At 46.0% G+C, this 16,954-nt stretch carries 19 protein-coding genes; 11 read left to right on the top strand and 8 right to left on the bottom strand.

All coding sequences use genetic code 11. The features are described 5' to 3' along the window. Positions 1 to 167: 167 nt before the first annotated feature. Positions 168 to 1,085 carry an exopolyphosphatase gene (locus KU855_RS17130; RefSeq protein WP_218531994.1) on the bottom strand — a complete coding sequence of 306 codons (918 nt, stop codon included), beginning with the start codon at positions 1,083 to 1,085 and terminating at the stop codon, positions 168 to 170. Between the two features lie 7 nt (positions 1,086 to 1,092). Further along, positions 1,093 to 2,394, bottom strand: a complete 1,302-nt coding sequence (gene rhlB / locus KU855_RS17125) for an ATP-dependent RNA helicase RhlB (RefSeq protein ID WP_218531992.1) — start codon at positions 2,392 to 2,394, stop codon at positions 1,093 to 1,095. Positions 2,395 to 2,546: 152 nt separating this feature from the next. Between rhlB and trxA the strand changes: the two genes are divergently transcribed. Both trxA and rho read left to right on the top strand, forming a co-directional pair. Next, positions 2,547 to 2,873, top strand: a complete 327-nt coding sequence (gene trxA, locus KU855_RS17120; protein WP_218531990.1) for a thioredoxin TrxA — start codon at positions 2,547 to 2,549, stop codon at positions 2,871 to 2,873. Positions 2,874 to 3,104: 231 nt separating this feature from the next. After that, positions 3,105 to 4,370, top strand: coding sequence for a transcription termination factor Rho (gene rho, locus KU855_RS17115; RefSeq protein WP_218531989.1), 1,266 nt, complete (start codon positions 3,105 to 3,107; stop codon positions 4,368 to 4,370). A gap of 61 nt (positions 4,371 to 4,431) precedes the next feature. Here the strand turns inward: rho and KU855_RS17110 are convergent, their stop codons facing one another. The 3 genes from KU855_RS17110 to KU855_RS17100 are packed head-to-tail and all read right to left on the bottom strand — an operon-like array spanning position 4,432 to position 7,928. Next, a complete protein-coding gene (locus KU855_RS17110) occupies positions 4,432 to 5,160 on the bottom strand; it encodes a fumarate reductase iron-sulfur subunit (RefSeq protein ID WP_218531980.1) in 729 nt (242 codons plus the stop codon). Beyond that, positions 5,157 to 7,181 carry a fumarate reductase flavoprotein subunit gene (locus KU855_RS17105; protein WP_218531978.1) on the bottom strand — a complete coding sequence of 675 codons (2,025 nt, stop codon included), beginning with the start codon at positions 7,179 to 7,181 and terminating at the stop codon, positions 5,157 to 5,159. Before KU855_RS17105 ends, KU855_RS17110 begins: the two co-directional genes overlap by 4 nt. Before the next feature lie 27 nt (positions 7,182 to 7,208). Further along, a complete protein-coding gene (locus tag KU855_RS17100; RefSeq protein ID WP_218531977.1) occupies positions 7,209 to 7,928 on the bottom strand; it encodes a fumarate reductase cytochrome b subunit in 720 nt (239 codons plus the stop codon). A 321-nt stretch (positions 7,929 to 8,249) separates the two neighbouring features. Between KU855_RS17100 and prmA the strand changes: the two genes are divergently transcribed. The 9 genes from prmA to KU855_RS17055 all read left to right on the top strand — a co-directional run bounded on the left by prmA (position 8,250) and on the right by KU855_RS17055 (position 14,310). Further along, positions 8,250 to 9,131, top strand: a complete 882-nt coding sequence (prmA, locus tag KU855_RS17095; RefSeq protein WP_218531976.1) for a 50S ribosomal protein L11 methyltransferase — start codon at positions 8,250 to 8,252, stop codon at positions 9,129 to 9,131. A 148-nt stretch (positions 9,132 to 9,279) separates the two neighbouring features. Beyond that, positions 9,280 to 10,248 (top strand): tRNA dihydrouridine synthase DusB, encoded by a 969-nt coding sequence (gene dusB / locus KU855_RS17090; RefSeq protein WP_218531969.1) that lies wholly within the window; start codon positions 9,280 to 9,282, stop codon positions 10,246 to 10,248. 17 nt (positions 10,249 to 10,265) lie between these two features. After that, positions 10,266 to 10,571, top strand: coding sequence for a DNA-binding transcriptional regulator Fis (gene fis, locus KU855_RS17085; RefSeq protein WP_140933867.1), 306 nt, complete (start codon positions 10,266 to 10,268; stop codon positions 10,569 to 10,571). Between the two features lie 265 nt (positions 10,572 to 10,836). After that, positions 10,837 to 11,091, top strand: coding sequence for an AlpA family phage regulatory protein (locus tag KU855_RS17080; protein WP_218531967.1), 255 nt, complete (start codon positions 10,837 to 10,839; stop codon positions 11,089 to 11,091). Positions 11,092 to 11,097: 6 nt separating this feature from the next. Next, positions 11,098 to 11,322, top strand: a complete 225-nt coding sequence (locus tag KU855_RS17075; RefSeq protein ID WP_218531964.1) for an AlpA family transcriptional regulator — start codon at positions 11,098 to 11,100, stop codon at positions 11,320 to 11,322. A 162-nt stretch (positions 11,323 to 11,484) separates the two neighbouring features. Beyond that, a complete protein-coding gene (locus KU855_RS17070; RefSeq protein WP_218531962.1) occupies positions 11,485 to 11,718 on the top strand; it encodes an AlpA family transcriptional regulator in 234 nt (77 codons plus the stop codon). Between the two features lie 4 nt (positions 11,719 to 11,722). Further along, a complete protein-coding gene (locus KU855_RS17065; RefSeq protein WP_218531960.1) occupies positions 11,723 to 11,953 on the top strand; it encodes a helix-turn-helix domain-containing protein in 231 nt (76 codons plus the stop codon). A gap of 228 nt (positions 11,954 to 12,181) precedes the next feature. Next, positions 12,182 to 12,745: an inovirus-type Gp2 protein gene (locus tag KU855_RS17060; protein ID WP_218531958.1), complete on the top strand. Its 564-nt coding sequence runs from the start codon at positions 12,182 to 12,184 to the stop codon at positions 12,743 to 12,745. Positions 12,746 to 13,620: 875 nt separating this feature from the next. Further along, entirely contained in the window at positions 13,621 to 14,310 is a 690-nt protein-coding gene (locus KU855_RS17055; protein ID WP_218531956.1) for a hypothetical protein, read from the top strand. Positions 14,311 to 14,328: 18 nt separating this feature from the next. Here the strand turns inward: KU855_RS17055 and KU855_RS17050 are convergent, their stop codons facing one another. From KU855_RS17050 to KU855_RS17040, 3 genes are all read right to left on the bottom strand, one after another. Then, on the bottom strand, positions 14,329 to 14,988 hold the full coding sequence (locus KU855_RS17050; RefSeq protein ID WP_218531954.1) for a DarT ssDNA thymidine ADP-ribosyltransferase family protein: 660 nt from the start codon (positions 14,986 to 14,988) through the stop codon (positions 14,329 to 14,331). Then, the gene (locus KU855_RS17045) at positions 14,985 to 16,430 is read right to left on the bottom strand and encodes a DEAD/DEAH box helicase (protein ID WP_218531951.1); all 1,446 of its coding nucleotides are present in this window, start codon (positions 16,428 to 16,430) and stop codon (positions 14,985 to 14,987) included. The genes KU855_RS17050 and KU855_RS17045 overlap by 4 nt, the downstream gene beginning before the upstream one ends. Positions 16,431 to 16,555: 125 nt before the next feature. Next, the gene (locus KU855_RS17040; protein WP_218531950.1) at positions 16,556 to 16,753 is read right to left on the bottom strand and encodes a hypothetical protein; all 198 of its coding nucleotides are present in this window, start codon (positions 16,751 to 16,753) and stop codon (positions 16,556 to 16,558) included. Positions 16,754 to 16,954: the final 201 nt, after the last annotated feature.

Here is a 16,954-nt window from a genome sequence, read left to right as displayed (position 1 = left end):
AACAAGATGAAAAGAAGATTTGCCTAAATCGATCCCAATTACTTTAATAGTAGACATGATGGTTCGCCTCTTTGTTTGCCTAACCCTAAGCTTAGCTTAGGGGTGAGGCGGACCATCTAATTAAGCCAGCTTACACGCTGGCTTTTAAATGTTCATCACTCTAGCGATTAGTCTTCGAGCAAGCGATCTGCCAACAGCTGCAATACGCCTTCGCGCAACGCCCCGCCCGACAAGTGCAACTTCTCCAAGCCAAGGCTGTTAAACAGCGCCAATAAGATGGCAACACCCGCGGCAAATGTCGGCGCCCGCTCGGGATTCAAACCGACAATATGGCCTAAGGAGGCATCGTCAGCGGCTAAAATTTCTTGCTGTAAGCCCTTAAGCACCTCAAGGGTGATCAATTGAGGCACTTCACGATGGGCTAATAACTCAATCACAGATTGGACTGAGCCCGACGCGCCAACCACACCATGCCAGCCCAATTGCTTCAGCAGGCGCTTATCATTGCCAAGAATCGTGTCAACCGCCGCCGCGGCCTGTTCAAAATCTTGTAATTGATAAGGGGCATCGGCAAAGAAGCGACGAGTAAAGGTGACACAACCGAAACCGACACTGCCTTTAAATAACACCTCTTGGCCTTCACCGACAATGAATTCGGTGCTGGCACCCCCGATATCGAGCACGAGGCGGCGACCAGAGCCTTTAGTGTTGGCGACCATGCCTTGATAAATCAGCTCAGCCTCGCGCATACCGGATATCACCTCAATCGGGTGCCCAAGTAATGGCTGAGCTTTCTCACTAAATTCATCAGCATTGGCGATGGTGCGTAAGGTGGCTGTCGCCACCACCGCCACATTAGCCGGTGGGACTTTATGGTATTCAAGCATATCGCCAAACATGGCAAGACAGTCGAGACCACGCTGCATGACTTCATCGTTGAGACAGCCGTCATTGACCCCTTCGGCCAAGCGCACTTTACGTTTATATTTTGCAATCACCTGCGGTCGATGACCGCGGGTACGGGCAACTAACATATTGAAACTATTAGATCCCAAAGTAATAGCAGCGTATAACTCGACTCGCATACAGTGTTTAGGCCCTACGTTGACGGGATTGTGTATTACGATTACGCGCAGCACCAGCGCGCGGTGCACCGCCACGATCCCGAGTATTTCTTGGGGCCGGATGCTTGCGATGAATCGCCACCGGCGGCGCAATATCGTCTAGCAAGGCGTCGTTATCGTATTCACTTACCGGAATTTGATGACCAATATATTCTTCAATCGCAGGTAAATTCAAGGCATATTCTTCACAGGCAAAGCTGACAGAAACCCCTTTTTGACCGGCGCGACCGGTGCGACCAATACGGTGAACGTAATCTTCGCAATCATCAGGTAAATCATAGTTATAGACGTGAGACACATCAGAAATATGCAGACCACGAGCGGCAACATCGGTGGCCACTAATAAGTCCATCTCACCCTTGGTAAATTGCTCCAAGATACGCAAACGTTTCTTTTGCGGCACATCACCGGTTAACAGACCCACGCGATGACCGTCGCCTTCTAACGCCGCCCACAGTTTTTCGCACATATGTTTGGTGTTAGCAAACACAATGGCTTTTTCTGGCCAATCTTCTTCGATTAAGCTCAGTAACAGGCGACTTTTATCTTTCATCGACGGGTAGAAGATTTCCTCTTTAATATTTTTAGAGGTCTTCTCCAGTGGCGCAATCTCCACTTTCTGCGGATCATTCATATGATCATATGCCAGCTCTTGCACCTTCATCGACAAGGTGGCTGAGAACAACATATTTAAGCGAGTATTGGCATCAGGCATGCGTCTAAATAAGAAACGAATGTCCTTAATAAAGCCTAAATCGAACATACGATCGGCTTCATCCAATACCACGGCCTGGATTGCACTTAAATTAATGACCCCTTGGCGCACAAAATCAATGATACGACCTGTGGTACCAATTAAGACATCGACACCCTTGTTCAGCACGTTCAATTGCGCATCATAACCTTCACCGCCATAAATAATGGCCGTTTTTAATCCGGTATGCTTGCTTAATAAATTGGCATCTTTGGCAATTTGAATTGCCAGCTCACGGGTAGGTGCCATGATGATGGCACGGGGTTGATTGGTTTGACGACCTTCGGTATCGGCCGTGGTCAGTAGGTGGTTAAATGTGGCCACCAGGAACGCCATCGTCTTGCCAGTACCTGTTTGAGCTTGGCCTGCAAGGTCATGATGATTAAGCAATATAGGTAAGGACATTGCCTGAATTGGCGTACAAAATTCGAAGCCGTTTTCATTTAGCGCTTCCAGCACTTTTGGGTGCAAAGGCAAATCGGCAAATTTTTGTGTAGATAAATGTGTTTCGCTCATAGCGGCAGCTTACCAGTTGGGGTTGCAATAAGATACTCGATCGTTTGAAATAGCGGCAAGTAAAAACGGTCACTTGAAAAGCCGTAATTTGCCCCCAATATACAGCGTAAGCCATTAACAAACCAGCAATGGCCACCAAACTGGAGAATATCATGAGCGATAAAATTATTACCCTGAGCGATGACAGCTTTGAAAATGACGTATTAAAGTCAGAATTACCTATTCTGGTCGACTTCTGGGCGGAGTGGTGTGGTCCTTGTAAAATGATCGCTCCCATCCTTGACGATGTGGCTGGCGAGTACGAAGGTAAATTAGTTATTGGTAAACTGAACGTTGACCAAAACAACGTGTCACCGGCGAAATACGGTGTGCGTGGCATCCCAACCTTGCTGTTATTTAAAGCCGGCGAGCTGGTCGCGACCAAAGTTGGCGCCTTGTCGAAAACTCAATTAAAAGAGTTTATTGACGCGCAAATTTAATCCTGATTGGCGGTGATGATCACAAAACCGCCGATAATAGACTTGGCGATGCAAATAATTGAAAAATTTGTGTCGCCATGCTCGCAAATATCTGGACGATGCAACGCGATAGTGCTACTTTAATAACCAGATTACTGATTTCCACCTCTCGCTGTTCAATCATACTCATTACTTACACTCGAACCAGATTGAGCGCGGTAAGCTCTGTCGCGTACAACAAGACCCATCAAGATGAATTTAACTGAATTAAAAAATACGTCGATTTCCGAATTAGTCTCCTTAGCTGATAGCATGAACCTCGAGAATATGGCTCGTGCTCGTAAGCAAGATATCATTTTCTCTATCCTGAAAGCCCATGCCAAAAGTGGTGAAGATATTTTCGGTGGTGGTGTACTTGAAATCCTGCAAGACGGCTTCGGTTTCCTGCGCAGCTCAGACGGCTCATATCTCGCTGGCCCAGATGACATTTATGTTTCTCCAAGCCAAATTCGCCGCTTCAATATGCGTACCGGTGATACCATTTTTGGTAAAATCCGACCACCGAAAGAAGGCGAACGTTATTTCGCACTGCTGAAAGTCAATGAAGTCAACTTCGACAAGCCTGAAAACTCCCGCAATAAAATCCTCTTTGAAAACTTAACGCCACTGCATGCAGAAGAACGCATTCGCATGGAGCGCGGTAATGGTTCGACTGAAGATATTACGGCCCGAATTTTAGATTTATGCTCACCGACCGGTAAAGGTCAACGTGGTTTGATCGTGGCACCGCCAAAAGCCGGTAAAACGATGTTGCTGCAAAATATCGCTCAGTCTATCAGCTACAACAATCCTGAAGTGGTATTGATGGTGCTGTTAATCGATGAGCGCCCAGAAGAAGTGACCGAGATGCAACGCCTAGTGAAAGGCGAAGTTATTGCGTCGACCTTCGATGAGCCAGCCAGCCGTCACGTCCAAGTGGCCGAAATGGTCATTGAAAAAGCCAAGCGTTTAGTTGAACACAAAAAAGACGTGGTTATCCTGCTAGATTCGATCACGCGTCTGGCTCGTGCTTACAACACTGTCATTCCTTCGTCAGGCAAGGTACTGACCGGTGGTGTTGATGCTAACGCCCTGCACCGTCCAAAGCGCTTCTTTGGTGCCGCACGTAACATCGAACATGGCGGCAGCTTGACGATTATCGCTACTGCTCTGGTAGACACAGGTTCTAAGATGGACGAAGTGATCTACGAAGAATTTAAAGGTACCGGTAACCAAGAGTTACACCTGTCTCGTAAAGCGGCTGAAAAACGCGTATTCCCTGCCATTGACTTCAATCGTAGTGGTACCCGTCGTGAAGAGAAGCTGACCACAGCTGACGAATTACAGAAGATGTGGATCTTGCGTAAGATTTTGAACCCAATGGATGAAGTCAGTGCCATGGAATTCTTAATCGACAAGCTGGCGATGACCAAAACCAATGACGAATTCTTTACCGCGATGAAACGCGCTAAGTCTTAATCTGGGTGAACCCATCATAAAAAAGCCACTCGATTGAGTGGCTTTTTTGTTGGTGAAACAACTAGATGCTTGCCACCATCTTACGACGCAAATAAGCAATCTGCTGCATATGAGGTAAATCTTTAGGGCAGGTATCTTGGCAACCGAGCAAGGTCATACAACCAAACACCCCATCTTGGTTACCAATCACATGATAAAAATCATCGGCAGTGCGGCTATCACGGCTATCTAGCTCGAACCGTGCAATCTTCATTAAACCTACCGCCCCAACAAAGGTGTCACGCATTTGTTTGGTCGCGCAAGCCGATACGCACACCCCGCATTCCACACATCGCTCCAGCTCATAGAGTTTGGCAGCTTCGGCGGGATCCATCGGCGCTTCAAGCACATGGATATCAGGATCGCTCACCTTAGGTTGCAACCAGAGTTGCAAGCGTTCAGCCAATTGGCGCATAAACTTGCCGGTATTGACCGAGAGATCGCCAATCAATTCAAAACCAGGTAGCGGCATTAACCGAATATGACCACTCGCAAACTTAGCGGTTAAGGTGCGACAAGCTAACGTCGGCAACCCGTTAATCACCATGGCGCAGCTACCACAAATCCCAGCGCGGCACACAAAATCAAACTGCAATGAACTGTCTTGCTCTTCTCTTAACCGATTGAGCGCAATAAATACCGTCATGCCAGGGGTTTCTGGCAACTGGTATTGCACCATTTTTGGCTTGTCGTTACTGTCCTGAGGATCATAACGAAAAATCTCAAATGTTAAGGTACGCCCTTGACTCATTGTGCTGGTTCTCCAATAGATGTTTCGCCTTTGGCCTCTGCACTCGGAGCCGCCAAGGTATCACTTAAACGTTGATTTGCTGGGATTAAGCTTGGGGGTAATTCAAACGGCATGATCGCCTGCTGTTGCTGCTCGCGGCTGGCACCCTCACCTAGCTCGCGCAGAATATCGCTTATCTGCTGCTCACGCATAGCCGTGTCTGGGTGAGCAATCGCGTTATCAATGCCATAGCCGCGGTAACCTGGGGGTAACTCCATTGCCATCACGTCCAAGGTCTCATAGCTGAGCTCAGGCGTTAACGCATCGGCATCTGGCCAAGTAGCCAAGGTGCGTTTTAACCAATCACGATCATTGCGCTGCGGAAAATCTTCACGGGCATGTGCACCACGACTCTCGGTGCGAGCCGCGGCGCCACACGCGACGGTTAACGCAACTTTGAGCATACGCTTCAGACGCAATGCCTCCACCAATTCAGGATTGGCATGACGCTTTTTGCAACGTAAGCCCAACTGGCGCGCCCGCATTAACAGCACCTTCAATTCGGCCACGGCCTTATCTAGCTCAGGGCCGTTGCGGAAAATGCCGACATAATCCATCATGATCCGCTGCATTTCAGCTTTGATCGTAAAGACATTCTCTTGCCCTTGTCCCTCAATCAATTCATCAATTTCGGCCTGCAAGGCTTGGCCAAACTGGCTGATAAGCTGCGTGTTGATATCGAGGCTATGCTGCTCACAAAAATCGGCCACATATTTACCGATAATCATGCCACCAACGACCGTCTCCGCCAGTGAATTGCCGCCCAGACGATTAAAGCCATGCATATCCCAACACGCGGCTTCACCAACACTAAACAGGCCTTGGAGTTGCGGGCTTTGACCGGTAGCATCGGTGCGAATGCCCCCCATGGAGTAATGTTGCGTCGGTCGCACAGGGATCCAGTCTATGGCAGGATCTATGCCTAAGAAGTTTTCACAGATTTCCTGTACTTCGCGTAAGTTGGTTTCAATATGCTTGCGCCCTAACAAGGTGATATCGAGCCACAAGTGAGGCCCATAAGGGCTATCCACCCCTTTACCTTTGCGTATATGCTCAGTCATGCGCCGAGAAACCACATCGCGGCTGGCCAGTTCTTTTTTCTCAGGCTCATAATCTGGCATAAAGCGGTGACCGTCTTTATCACGCAGCAAGCCGCCATCACCACGACACCCTTCCGTGGTTAAAATGCCTACCGGCACAATGGCCGTCGGATGAAACTGTACCGCTTCCATATTGCCTAAGGTAGCAACGCCAGTATTGAGCACCAACGCCTGACCAATCCCCTCACAAATAATCGCATTGGTGGAGACTTCATAAAGACGACCATAGCCGCCAGTGGCAATCGTGGTTGCCTTAGCCACATAGGCCCGTAATTCCCCAGTGATCAAACAGCGAGCAATCACACCATGGCAGCGCTGGCCATCATGGATAAGACTTAACGCTTCGATGCGCTCGTGCACTGGGATATTGAGCGAAATCGCCTTGTTATCCATGGCATACAGCAACGAATGTCCTGTACCATCGGCCGTATAACAGGTACGCCATTTTTTGGTGCCACCAAAATCACGCGCATTAATTAAGCCATGGGCGGCCTCGGCTTCCTGCAGGGTCACTTTTTCAGCGTTAACGATCACTTCTCTAGGCCCTTGCGTCACTCGGGTCCACGGAACGCCCCAATGGGCTAATTCCCGCACCGCTTTAGGCGCGCAATGGGCAAACATCCGCGCGACATTCTGATCGCAGCCCCAATCAGAGCCTTTCACCGTGTCTTGAAAATGCACATCTTCGTCATCGCCCATGCCTTTAACCGCATTACCAAGACTGGCTTGCATGCCACCTTGAGCCGCCGCCGAATGGGAACGCTTGGCCGGAATTAACGATAACACTAAGGTTGCTAAGCCACGCTCTTTAGCGGCAATAGCCACCCGCAAACCTGCGAGCCCAGCACCAACGACCAGGGCATCTGTATAAATAATTTTCACTGTTACACCTTTAATGAACTCATGGGCTTATGGCAAACGATACGGGGTCACTGGCAAGCTTAAACTGGAACCGATAGTCAGGTATTCATATAAACTGGCCAATCCCAACACCAACAGATAACCAATCAACACAAAGGCGAGCGTTCTTAATAGACGCCGCGACTGACAAGCCAACCATTTGAGCAATAACCGGTATAAACCCAAGACAGCGTGGATCACCACCATAGGCAACAAGATGATATACAACAGCCACACGCCATCATGATAAACCCGCTCCGCCGACAGATGGGGGCCAATGCTCGGATCAATCAGCATGGTGATAAGATGCATGGGTACCACGAAAAATAAACCAAAACCGGTCACCAACTGCCAAAACCATAAACGGCTGTCACTGTGCTTGATGACTTGTTGATGTTGACGCAAAGCGCGCCACTGACCGAGTTGCACCGGGAAACGCCGCAGAGCCGTGGCCCCGTGGATCACCAAGACCGCCAGCATCAGCGCCGAGATCACTTGAGTCGTCCACGGATATCCGTGACCATCGGCACTAAACCAGCCACCTTCAAGCGCCTGAACTACCTGATAAAAGGCGGCTTTACCAAACAAAATACTCGACTCAAAATGTAGATGAGCCAGTAAAAATAGAGCGAGGATGGCGCCACTGATGCTTTGCCATTTATCTGCCATGGCCGACAACCGGTAATGGCGATCTGGCGGAGCATTGCGATAGAGAGAAAAGAGCTTCATAGGATTTTTTTGTGCTTTTATCACACATATTAGTAGGGTGAAAAAACCATATCAGCCCGAGAGGCATCACAGTCACTTTTCAGGCCATTCCGTGACATCCAGCGCAACATCGATATCAATTTTTCAAGCGAGATCACAAACCCCGCAAAAGTAGGCACAGCAAGCCCAATCGTTTCATGTAGTTAAATTACATTTTGCGGCCAACCCCGCCACCAGCCAGCCTTAGCTTGACCTCAATAACGCGGCATTTGTCGCCTGTCACCCCAGGTTTGTATTAGAATAGAGGTTTTCGTCAAATGACTCGCCACAGGGGCACACAATATGGCTTGGATCCAACTGCGCATCCACACCGGCAAACAAGAAGCCGAATTACTCAGTGATTTACTTATGGAGCTAGGTTCTGTCTCCATCACTTTTGAAGATGGTCAGGATGAGCCGATTTTTGAACCTAAGCTGGGTGAAACCCCACTGTGGAGCGATACGGTCGTTATCGCCTTATTTGATGCTGCAATGGATCTTGCGCCCATCATAGACATGCTTAAGACCTTACCTTATCTCGATGACAACTTTGCCCATAAAGTTGAGCAAATTGAAGACAAGGATTGGGTGCGTGAATGGATGGATAACTTCCACCCAATCCAATTTGGCGAGCGCTTATGGATTTGCCCAAGCTGGCGCGAAGTGCCTGACGAAAACGCCGTCAACGTCATTTTAGATCCCGGCTTAGCCTTTGGCACCGGTACCCACCCCACGACTGCACTGTGTTTAGAGTGGCTAGATAGCTTACAACTGCATGACAAAGACGTGATCGACTTTGGTTGTGGTTCAGGGATTTTAGCCGTCGCCGCCTTAAAGCTTGGCGCGAAAGAGGTCACCGGCGTTGATATCGACTACCAAGCCATTGACGCCTCAAAAGCCAATGCTGAACGCAATGGTGTCGCCGAACAACTGGCCTTATATCTGCCTGAAGATCAGCCCGAGGGCTTAATGGCCGATGTCTTAGTTGCCAACATCCTTGCTGGCCCTCTGCGCGAACTGGCGCCACTGATTGCCGAGAAAGTTCGCCACGGTGGGGTATTAGCGCTTTCTGGATTACTGCGTGAACAAGCCGAAGAAATTAGTCAGTGCTACAGCCAGTGGTTTGACATGGATGAAGCGGTTCACAAAGAAGACTGGACACGCTTGACAGGTGTACGTAAATAACGCTAAAGCAACGCTATCCCGCAGTGGTATTGGCTTCTGACAATTAAATGTCAAGCAAAAAAGTTGTGCTCAGGTCATTTATTAACCTTTCCTCTGCGGGGAAAAAGTCGTACTATAGCGCCCCTTTGAAGCGCAAGGTGATTAAACAATGCAAATTGGACCCTATCAACTGACTAATCAGCTGATCGTGGCCCCAATGGCGGGAGTCACCGATCAAGCCTTTAGAAATCTCTGTCTCCGTTATGGCGCAGCCATGGCGGTATCGGAAATGCTGTTGGCTAATCCAGAAGTCTGGGATACGGCCAAAAGCCGCCAGCGTATGACACACTCTGGTGAAGAGGGCATACGCTCAGTACAAATTGCCGGTGCAGATCCACACATGATGGCGATGGCCGCCCAGTTCAATGTTGAACAAGGCGCGCATATCATCGACATCAATATGGGCTGCCCAGCCAAAAAAGTGAATAAGAAGTTTGCTGGTTCAGCATTAATGCAGAGCCCAGCGCTAGTAGAAGCGATTCTCACAGCGGTGGTTAATGCAGTCGATGTGCCAGTGACACTGAAAATTCGCACGGGGTGGGACCCTGAACATAAAAATGGTGTTCAAATTGCCCAAATAGCGCAAGACAGTGGCATTGCTGCGCTCGCCGTACACGGCCGAACACGACAATGCATGTATAAGGGTCATGCCGAATACGACACTATCAAGGCGATAAAACAATCAATCACGATACCTATTATCGCAAATGGCGACATTAGGACACCGGCAGAAGCCCGCCATGTGCTGGATTACACCGGTGCCGACGCCGTGATGATAGGCCGGGGAGCTCAGGGGAAACCCTGGATTTTCAGAGAAATTCAACACTACCTGGATACAGGGAGCGAGCTAGCGCCAATCTCACTCGATGAGAAACGGCAGGTAATGTTGGAACACTTGTCCAAATTATATGAGTTATATGGCGAATACAAAGGTGTCCGTTTTGCCAGAAAACACATGGGCTGGTATCTGGATGGCGATTCCGAGCGGCAATTTCGCGCTGACTTTAATCAGCTAGAAACGCCAATGGAACAAGCTTCCCTTGTTAAAAAATTTTTTGACGAATTAGTGCAAAATTAATAAAGAGCAGAATACGAATGTTTGATCAGACAACTCACACTGAAGTTCATCAGCTTACCGTTGGTAAAATTGAAACCGCTAACGGCACCATCAAGCCACAGTTGTTACGTGACGCTGTAAAGCGCGCAGTAAGCAACTTCTTCGCTCAGTTGGACGGTCAGGAAGCACAAGAAGTTTATGAAATGGTGCTTTGTGAAGTCGAAGCCCCTCTGCTGGACATCATTATGCAGCACACTCGTGGTAACCAGACTCGCGCAGCGAACATGCTGGGCATCAACCGCGGAACCCTGCGTAAGAAATTAAAGAAATACGGCATGAACTAATCAATCATTCTTAATGAATTGATTTAAAAGGGCTTATTGATCACTCAATAAGCCCTTTTTGTTGGTTATGTACCCCCATATGTACCCCCGTTGGTTTGTTGACCCCACTCTTACAGCCTTTCCTTGCCCCCCAAAATATTTCATGCGGTCATATTTATCCGACCAATAATGCCCCATGAGCTAAAACTCCCGAAAATTTCACGTCCTGAAAATCCTTTATCACAATGGCAGCCTCTGTAATGCAATTGAAACCGAGGTAAGACAAATGAAACACATAGATTTGACCAGCATTGATATTCAAGCTGCCAATGATTTGGTGTTTGACCGCTTAGTCAAAGAAAAAGAAAGGCAGCTCATTACTGGCATAAGTAAAGCCCAAGCTTTTCAACTTGAGCGCCTTGGTGAGTTTCCTCGTCGTCGCCGTATCTCAAATCGTTCAGTCGCTTGGTTACTGTCGGAGTTACTCGATTGGATTGCAGCGAGAGAGGTTGTCATTAGCCCGACGGAAGCAAAGGAGTGATGCGAAATGCATAGTCAGTTTGCTATTAAGGCCAAACCACAAACCGACATGGTTTTACCTACGTTGGTAAGTATCAGTGAAGTTTGCTCCCTGTTAAGTATCAGTCGAACGACTTTGTATCGCCGAGTCAAAGCGAATGTATTGCCTCACCCTGTGATGAGAAATAATCGCACTCTAGGTTGGCGGCCTGATCAACTCATGCACTTACGTCCAGATAAACACCGTGGCTAACCCTACCTCACAAACGCTGGTGGTAAGCGCCACCAGCAATACTTTTTACAACACTCCCTCCCTCAAAATAGCTAAAACTCCCGAAAATTTCGTTCTCGCCTACAAGTTATCGACAATCACGCTATCAGCCCAAATTAGATAACTGAAGCCAAGGAGAGACCAATGAATAGCCTATTTCAAGTTGAAGATATCAACGAGGTTGCAGACCCCATTATTAGAGAAACACAACGCCAGTTTCTTACCGCTGTTAGTCGCTCACACGCCTTCCAACTTGAACGACAGGGGTTATTTCCAAAACATATCGAGCTTGGTAGCGATGCCATTGGTTGGAGACTCAGCGAGATACTTGCTTGGGTACGCTCTCGCCCTGTGGTTGAACTTGGTAATAAGGAGTAGCCCAATGACGAAAGCCACCAGCAAAAAATACGCTATGCCTCTATGTCAGCGTGTAGCCAGTCAACACCAAGTCAAACCAGTACTGACAGTTAGCCAGCTCGCTACCTATTTCAACCGCAGCCCTAAAACCATTCGCACATGGCTACAACAAGGAGTCGATGCCCCTAAGGCGTATAAAATCCATAATCACTGGTACGTTTATTTATCCGATTTAGAAGATTGGGCGCGGCAATAACGCAGCTATCAGATCTGCATGGGCACATTCCTGCCCATTTTTTAGCGCGTAAATGAAACAACTTGGGCTATTAAAGCCACATTGTGCCGCGCAAAAATCGAACACAACTGCGCTTAATGCCAGTACTGCTGGGCAGTTAACTAAAATCGTCGACTAAAAATAACTAGGTTTTTAAATATTATTATGTATGGAAGTAAGCGGCAGCAACCTCAAAAAATGATAGATCCTATGCCAAGCTCTGAGGAGGTTGTCTTTGATGGTTTGGTGTGGAAAGTGATGACCTTTAAACATGGATACAATCAAAAATTACTTTCTCGCACCTATAAATGCCTCACCAGCTACCTTAGTAAATTCTCTAAAGTATTAATGATCCGCTTTGACCTTTCACTTTATGACGTGCCGCCTGACAATAAACTTGTCGCTAAATATTTTAAACACCTCAAGAATCACCTAAGTAATTATTATAAATCACAAATTGGTTACGGCTGGGTGAGAGAGCAAGGCCATGAAAACAACAGAACTCATTATCATTGCTTTGTATTACTCAATGGCCAAAAAGCCAATAGAACGAAAAAGTGCTTCGAGTTTGCACGACAAGCACAAGAGTTACTGGTTGATATTAATGTGTACTTTCCTGATAACCCTAGCTACATGGTCATACGAAGTAATTTGCAAAGCATTCAGGCCGCATTTTTTAGGCTTAGCTATTTAGCTAAAAATGAAACCAAAGATGGGAAACCAGTAAATACAACAAGCTACAGTTTCAGCCGTGCATTGATGCTTGCGTCATAACGACTTTCAGCTACCACTCAAGCCTCATACAAATGCCGTGCTTTTACTACAAACAATGTTAAGGAATTGTTAACCGTTTCATCTTTTTTTTGATCACTTCGCTTGAACGTCCATATCAGATGATGTCCACACTAGCGATAACCAATTAAATTCAAACTCTTACACATAAAAGAGGCTAGTATCTTATCCATGAAAGTGATCAAAAAGCAGAGCTCTCAAAAAAAGTGATCACTTTTTATGATCACTTTTTCGCGCAAAAATACAGCCAATGGCAGATGCTAGGTGAAATAAAGCTACTTAAACTTACAAAAATTAAAGGGGTTATATTTGTAGTAACTGAGCCAGCTAAACCGTTAAGCGGCACTTCAACTTCCGCATACATCACCTTAATATTAATTGGTTCGATACAAGGTGGACGAGCGTTTAAAGTAAATAAACACCAAGCGCAACATCATTAGCAATGATTAATGAGACCAAGGTTCATCACATGCACTCCATACAGACCTTTTCGTAGGCATAGTGGTAACGGTAACCTTTTGCACGCCATTTTTCCGGTACTTCCACCAGCAGTTTGGTAGCAATAGCAGCCAACTATAAGTCGAGGGCTTGGCACTTCTGATTCATAAATTGGCTAAATCTAATTGTGTTTTATCACTGCTTCACGCAAAGTAAGCCTGTTAGCCTACTTGCCTGTTCGTAACCATTTTAATGAATAAAATTACGTTAATTCCGCTCCGATGAGACCATCATGATCCAACCAAGTATCACCCACATTCGCTATACTTCGGACAACTTTGATTTCCTCAAGCATTTTTTGCAACTAGCACAAAGCGCCGAATGTGCCTTTCTAGGCCTCCCTAACCGATAAGGATATAATGATGGCGAAAAGACCAGCGTTTACCCCTTCAAATTTAGCGCCTTTTATTTGTGAACACATGCTCGACTTTCAATGGCATGCCGGCTTTGCAGTATCCCAAAAGCAAAAGTCGATAGCTGAACTGCACCAAGTTATTGTTGCCAAAAACATTGGCAAGCGGCCGCTGGAAATTTCCTCTAAAAGTGAGGCCGCACTTGGTGTTGCATTAAGTGCGTTCAACCTTATGATTCAGCGCAAACAAAAGCCAAGTGTAGCGCTTGAGAATGTATTTCAATCTGCCAAAATTTTTGAGCGAGGGGGACCTTTTCGAGATCTGTTGGAGGTGAGCCCACTTGAAGCAAAGCGAGATCCACGGCTTAAAGAGTCGGGAAATTTAACAGGTTTTCGTAGCCGAGACGAAATTTGGCCAATAGAACCTAAAACCCTATTCTACGATTGGATATACATCAATGCCTTACATCGCAACCCAGAATTAACACAAGCGATATTGGAGTATGATGCTTTTACTGATATTGAGTTTAATCCAGCTAAGAGCTTTAACTGCCAAGCGCGATCTGTTGCACTTTATGTAGCATTAACTCAGTGTGGCCAACTAGAAAAAGCCTTGGAGGATTCTGCGTACTATCGTCAGTTGGTTATAGACGACGACCCATCGTCCTCCATCCCTGTTCAACAAAGTTGGATTTAAGCTTTCTTATATCAATATCTATTTAAGCATTGGGCTTTGGAATATCTCAGGGTTGGCAGTAAACCTTGGGGTACCAAGCCCAAGCATTTTGAAAGCACTTTGATTACGTATAACATCAACACCTGTAGGCAAGTAACTTTGCTTTATCAAATCAATAGCAATCTGGTCTTTTACTAAAACCTCAGCTTGTATATCTGTTGTATAGTGTTTCGGTAGATTATGGCGGGAATAGCTTGCTTGTGATCCCTGAATATTATTTTGAAATAGTGCTTCTAGCCCTTCAACACCAGACTTAACCCCGTACTGCTTAGCCGCATATGACGCAGCATTGCATACAGAATAAAGAGTTGAATCGAGCAATAAAGGGGAGATGTCTAACTCAAGAATACACCATTGGTAGTTCGATAAATCTGGCCTTTCCTTATAACGGCGTAATAAATACCAGTTAGGGCGGGATAAGCTTAAATTGATATAATCACGAAGCCCATCCAACCGCTGTTGATCGATACTTTCAGTATAATCCCCGGTAAAATAACCATCATTCTCAATCTTTAGCTGGTCCATTTTAACGCGAGAATAGATAAATCCTCGCTCTAAAATACTCATATAATTTTCGATAGTCGTGAAATGATACAGCGATGCCAAGTCACGCTTTTGTATAATATCTAAGAGACTCATGCAGATACTTTTTCCACTAGCTCTTTATCAATTTCTTTTAGATAGCGAGAAGCTGTCCCGCAATAGCTTAGCGTTAGTGTTTGTGTTGCCCGAGTCATGCAAGTATAAAGCAGGCGGCGCTCTGTTGTGATGTGAAGATCATCATCCTCATCGCTAAACCCAGCCGCAATAGGTAAGTTGGCATCATATAATGAGCAGATAAACATATGATCAAACTCCAAGCCTTTAACTGACTGCATCGTAGCTAATTTTACACTATTGCCCGAAAAGTCAATTTTACCGCTTCCATTAATTACGGATGTACTTACTCCTTGTGATTCAAGTAGGCCACTCCAATTGTTCACGCCTTGATTGGTGCGGTGTAAAATACAGATCGTATCATTGCTTTTCGCTTGAATCGCCTTAACCGCTTCAACTACATAGGCGTATTCATTTTGCTGTGAAGCTGCTGTGATGATTTTGGGCTTATCACCCTCGCGTTGGTTCACCTCTACTTGAGTAAAGTCTTCAGAATCGCTGTCATGGGCCAACAAAGATAAAGCCGCACGAGCAATGGCCTCTGTGTTGCGATAGTTTTTCTTAAACTCTATCGTCCTTGCACCTGTTACATTTAACCCCACTTCTTTCCAAACAAAACCACTTTTATAAATTCGCTGCGCAGCATCCGCAATAATCGTTATACTGCTGGTTGCTGAAGATACAATCTGAGAAAGAACTGAAACCTGTGCTTTAGAGAGGTCTTGCGCCTCATCAATAACGACGTGAGTGAATGGTGGATGAAAAGAACTACCTTGTTTTTTGATAACATCAAGACACATCAAGGCAAAATCATCAAAATCGCATTTATTGCTTGAGGTTAACTCTTTCTTATATTGAATAAATACATCCCAAAGAACCTCTTTATCTTTAGCTGTTACACGATCAGATGTTCCTCGGCCGCTTCGCGCAGTTGCGAGGTATTCGTCTAGTGTTAAAATTACTTTTCCTTTTAACCAAGCAATTTCATCCATGTAAAAGTCAGTGCTTTTACTAAGGATACGTGCAAAATCAGGTTTAGAGGTTTTAAGCTTAGGTACGATCTGCTCTATTATTTTTTTTGCTTTCCAACTTACAAGCACTCGGTCTCGCATCGTTACGCCGTGTCTTTCGAGGAAACGGTATGCCCAGCTGTGAAAATTGATTACGGTTAAACCACGAGAGCTGCTGCCATCCATTCTCATTGTCAAATCATCTAGATAACCCGCAAGTGACTTGTTAAACGTAAAAATGGCCACTTTACCTGGCTCAAAGAGGTCTTGATAGGTGTCCATGAGATGGCATGCTCGATAAACGGCAACTGTGGTTTTACCGCTACCAGCAGCGCCTTTTATCTGTATAGGGCCTTCATGATTAAGCGTAAGCACTTTCTTTTGCTCACCAACTAAATTGATAGGTTTTAACATTTGATTTTGATATTCCTTTGAGACTTGCAGCGCTTAATAGCCAATAGTCTCAGTTTCACTCTCAACTTGATGCTGTTTAAGCGCTAAACCTAATATTATGTACTAGCGCAGCCTAATAATGACTGCTAATCATCATAGTCCCAAACTCGCCAAGACTTAAATACGTATTCCTTTTCTGCTAGGTCTTTGAGCATCCAAAGGAAATTATTGCTATTTTCAAAATTTCCAGTTATGCAGCCAGCCGAAAACTGATGACAATTATCCAGCAGCATATTGTATTTGCGCTTATTTCCTATCGCAGCTTTAGCATTCATCTCGGCCATATAGTTTCCAACACCTCGCGCATAACCTCCGCCCATATCACTACCAACATAAATGCTAATTGCAGTTGTTCCACTGTAACCCTCCCTTAAAATCAGAATGTTTTAAATAGAGTTTTCCATTTACACTAAACCAAATGGAGAATCACATGAAAAAGACACGTTTTACTGAAAGCCAAATTATCAACATCCTCAAAGAAGGCG

Origin of the sequence: Shewanella sp. NIFS-20-20 (assembly GCF_019209865.1) — a bacterium.
Taxonomy (GTDB): domain Bacteria; phylum Pseudomonadota; class Gammaproteobacteria; order Enterobacterales; family Shewanellaceae; genus Shewanella.
Note: the sequence above shows the minus strand (reverse complement) of the source record. Positions and strands in the feature narration are given on the sequence as shown.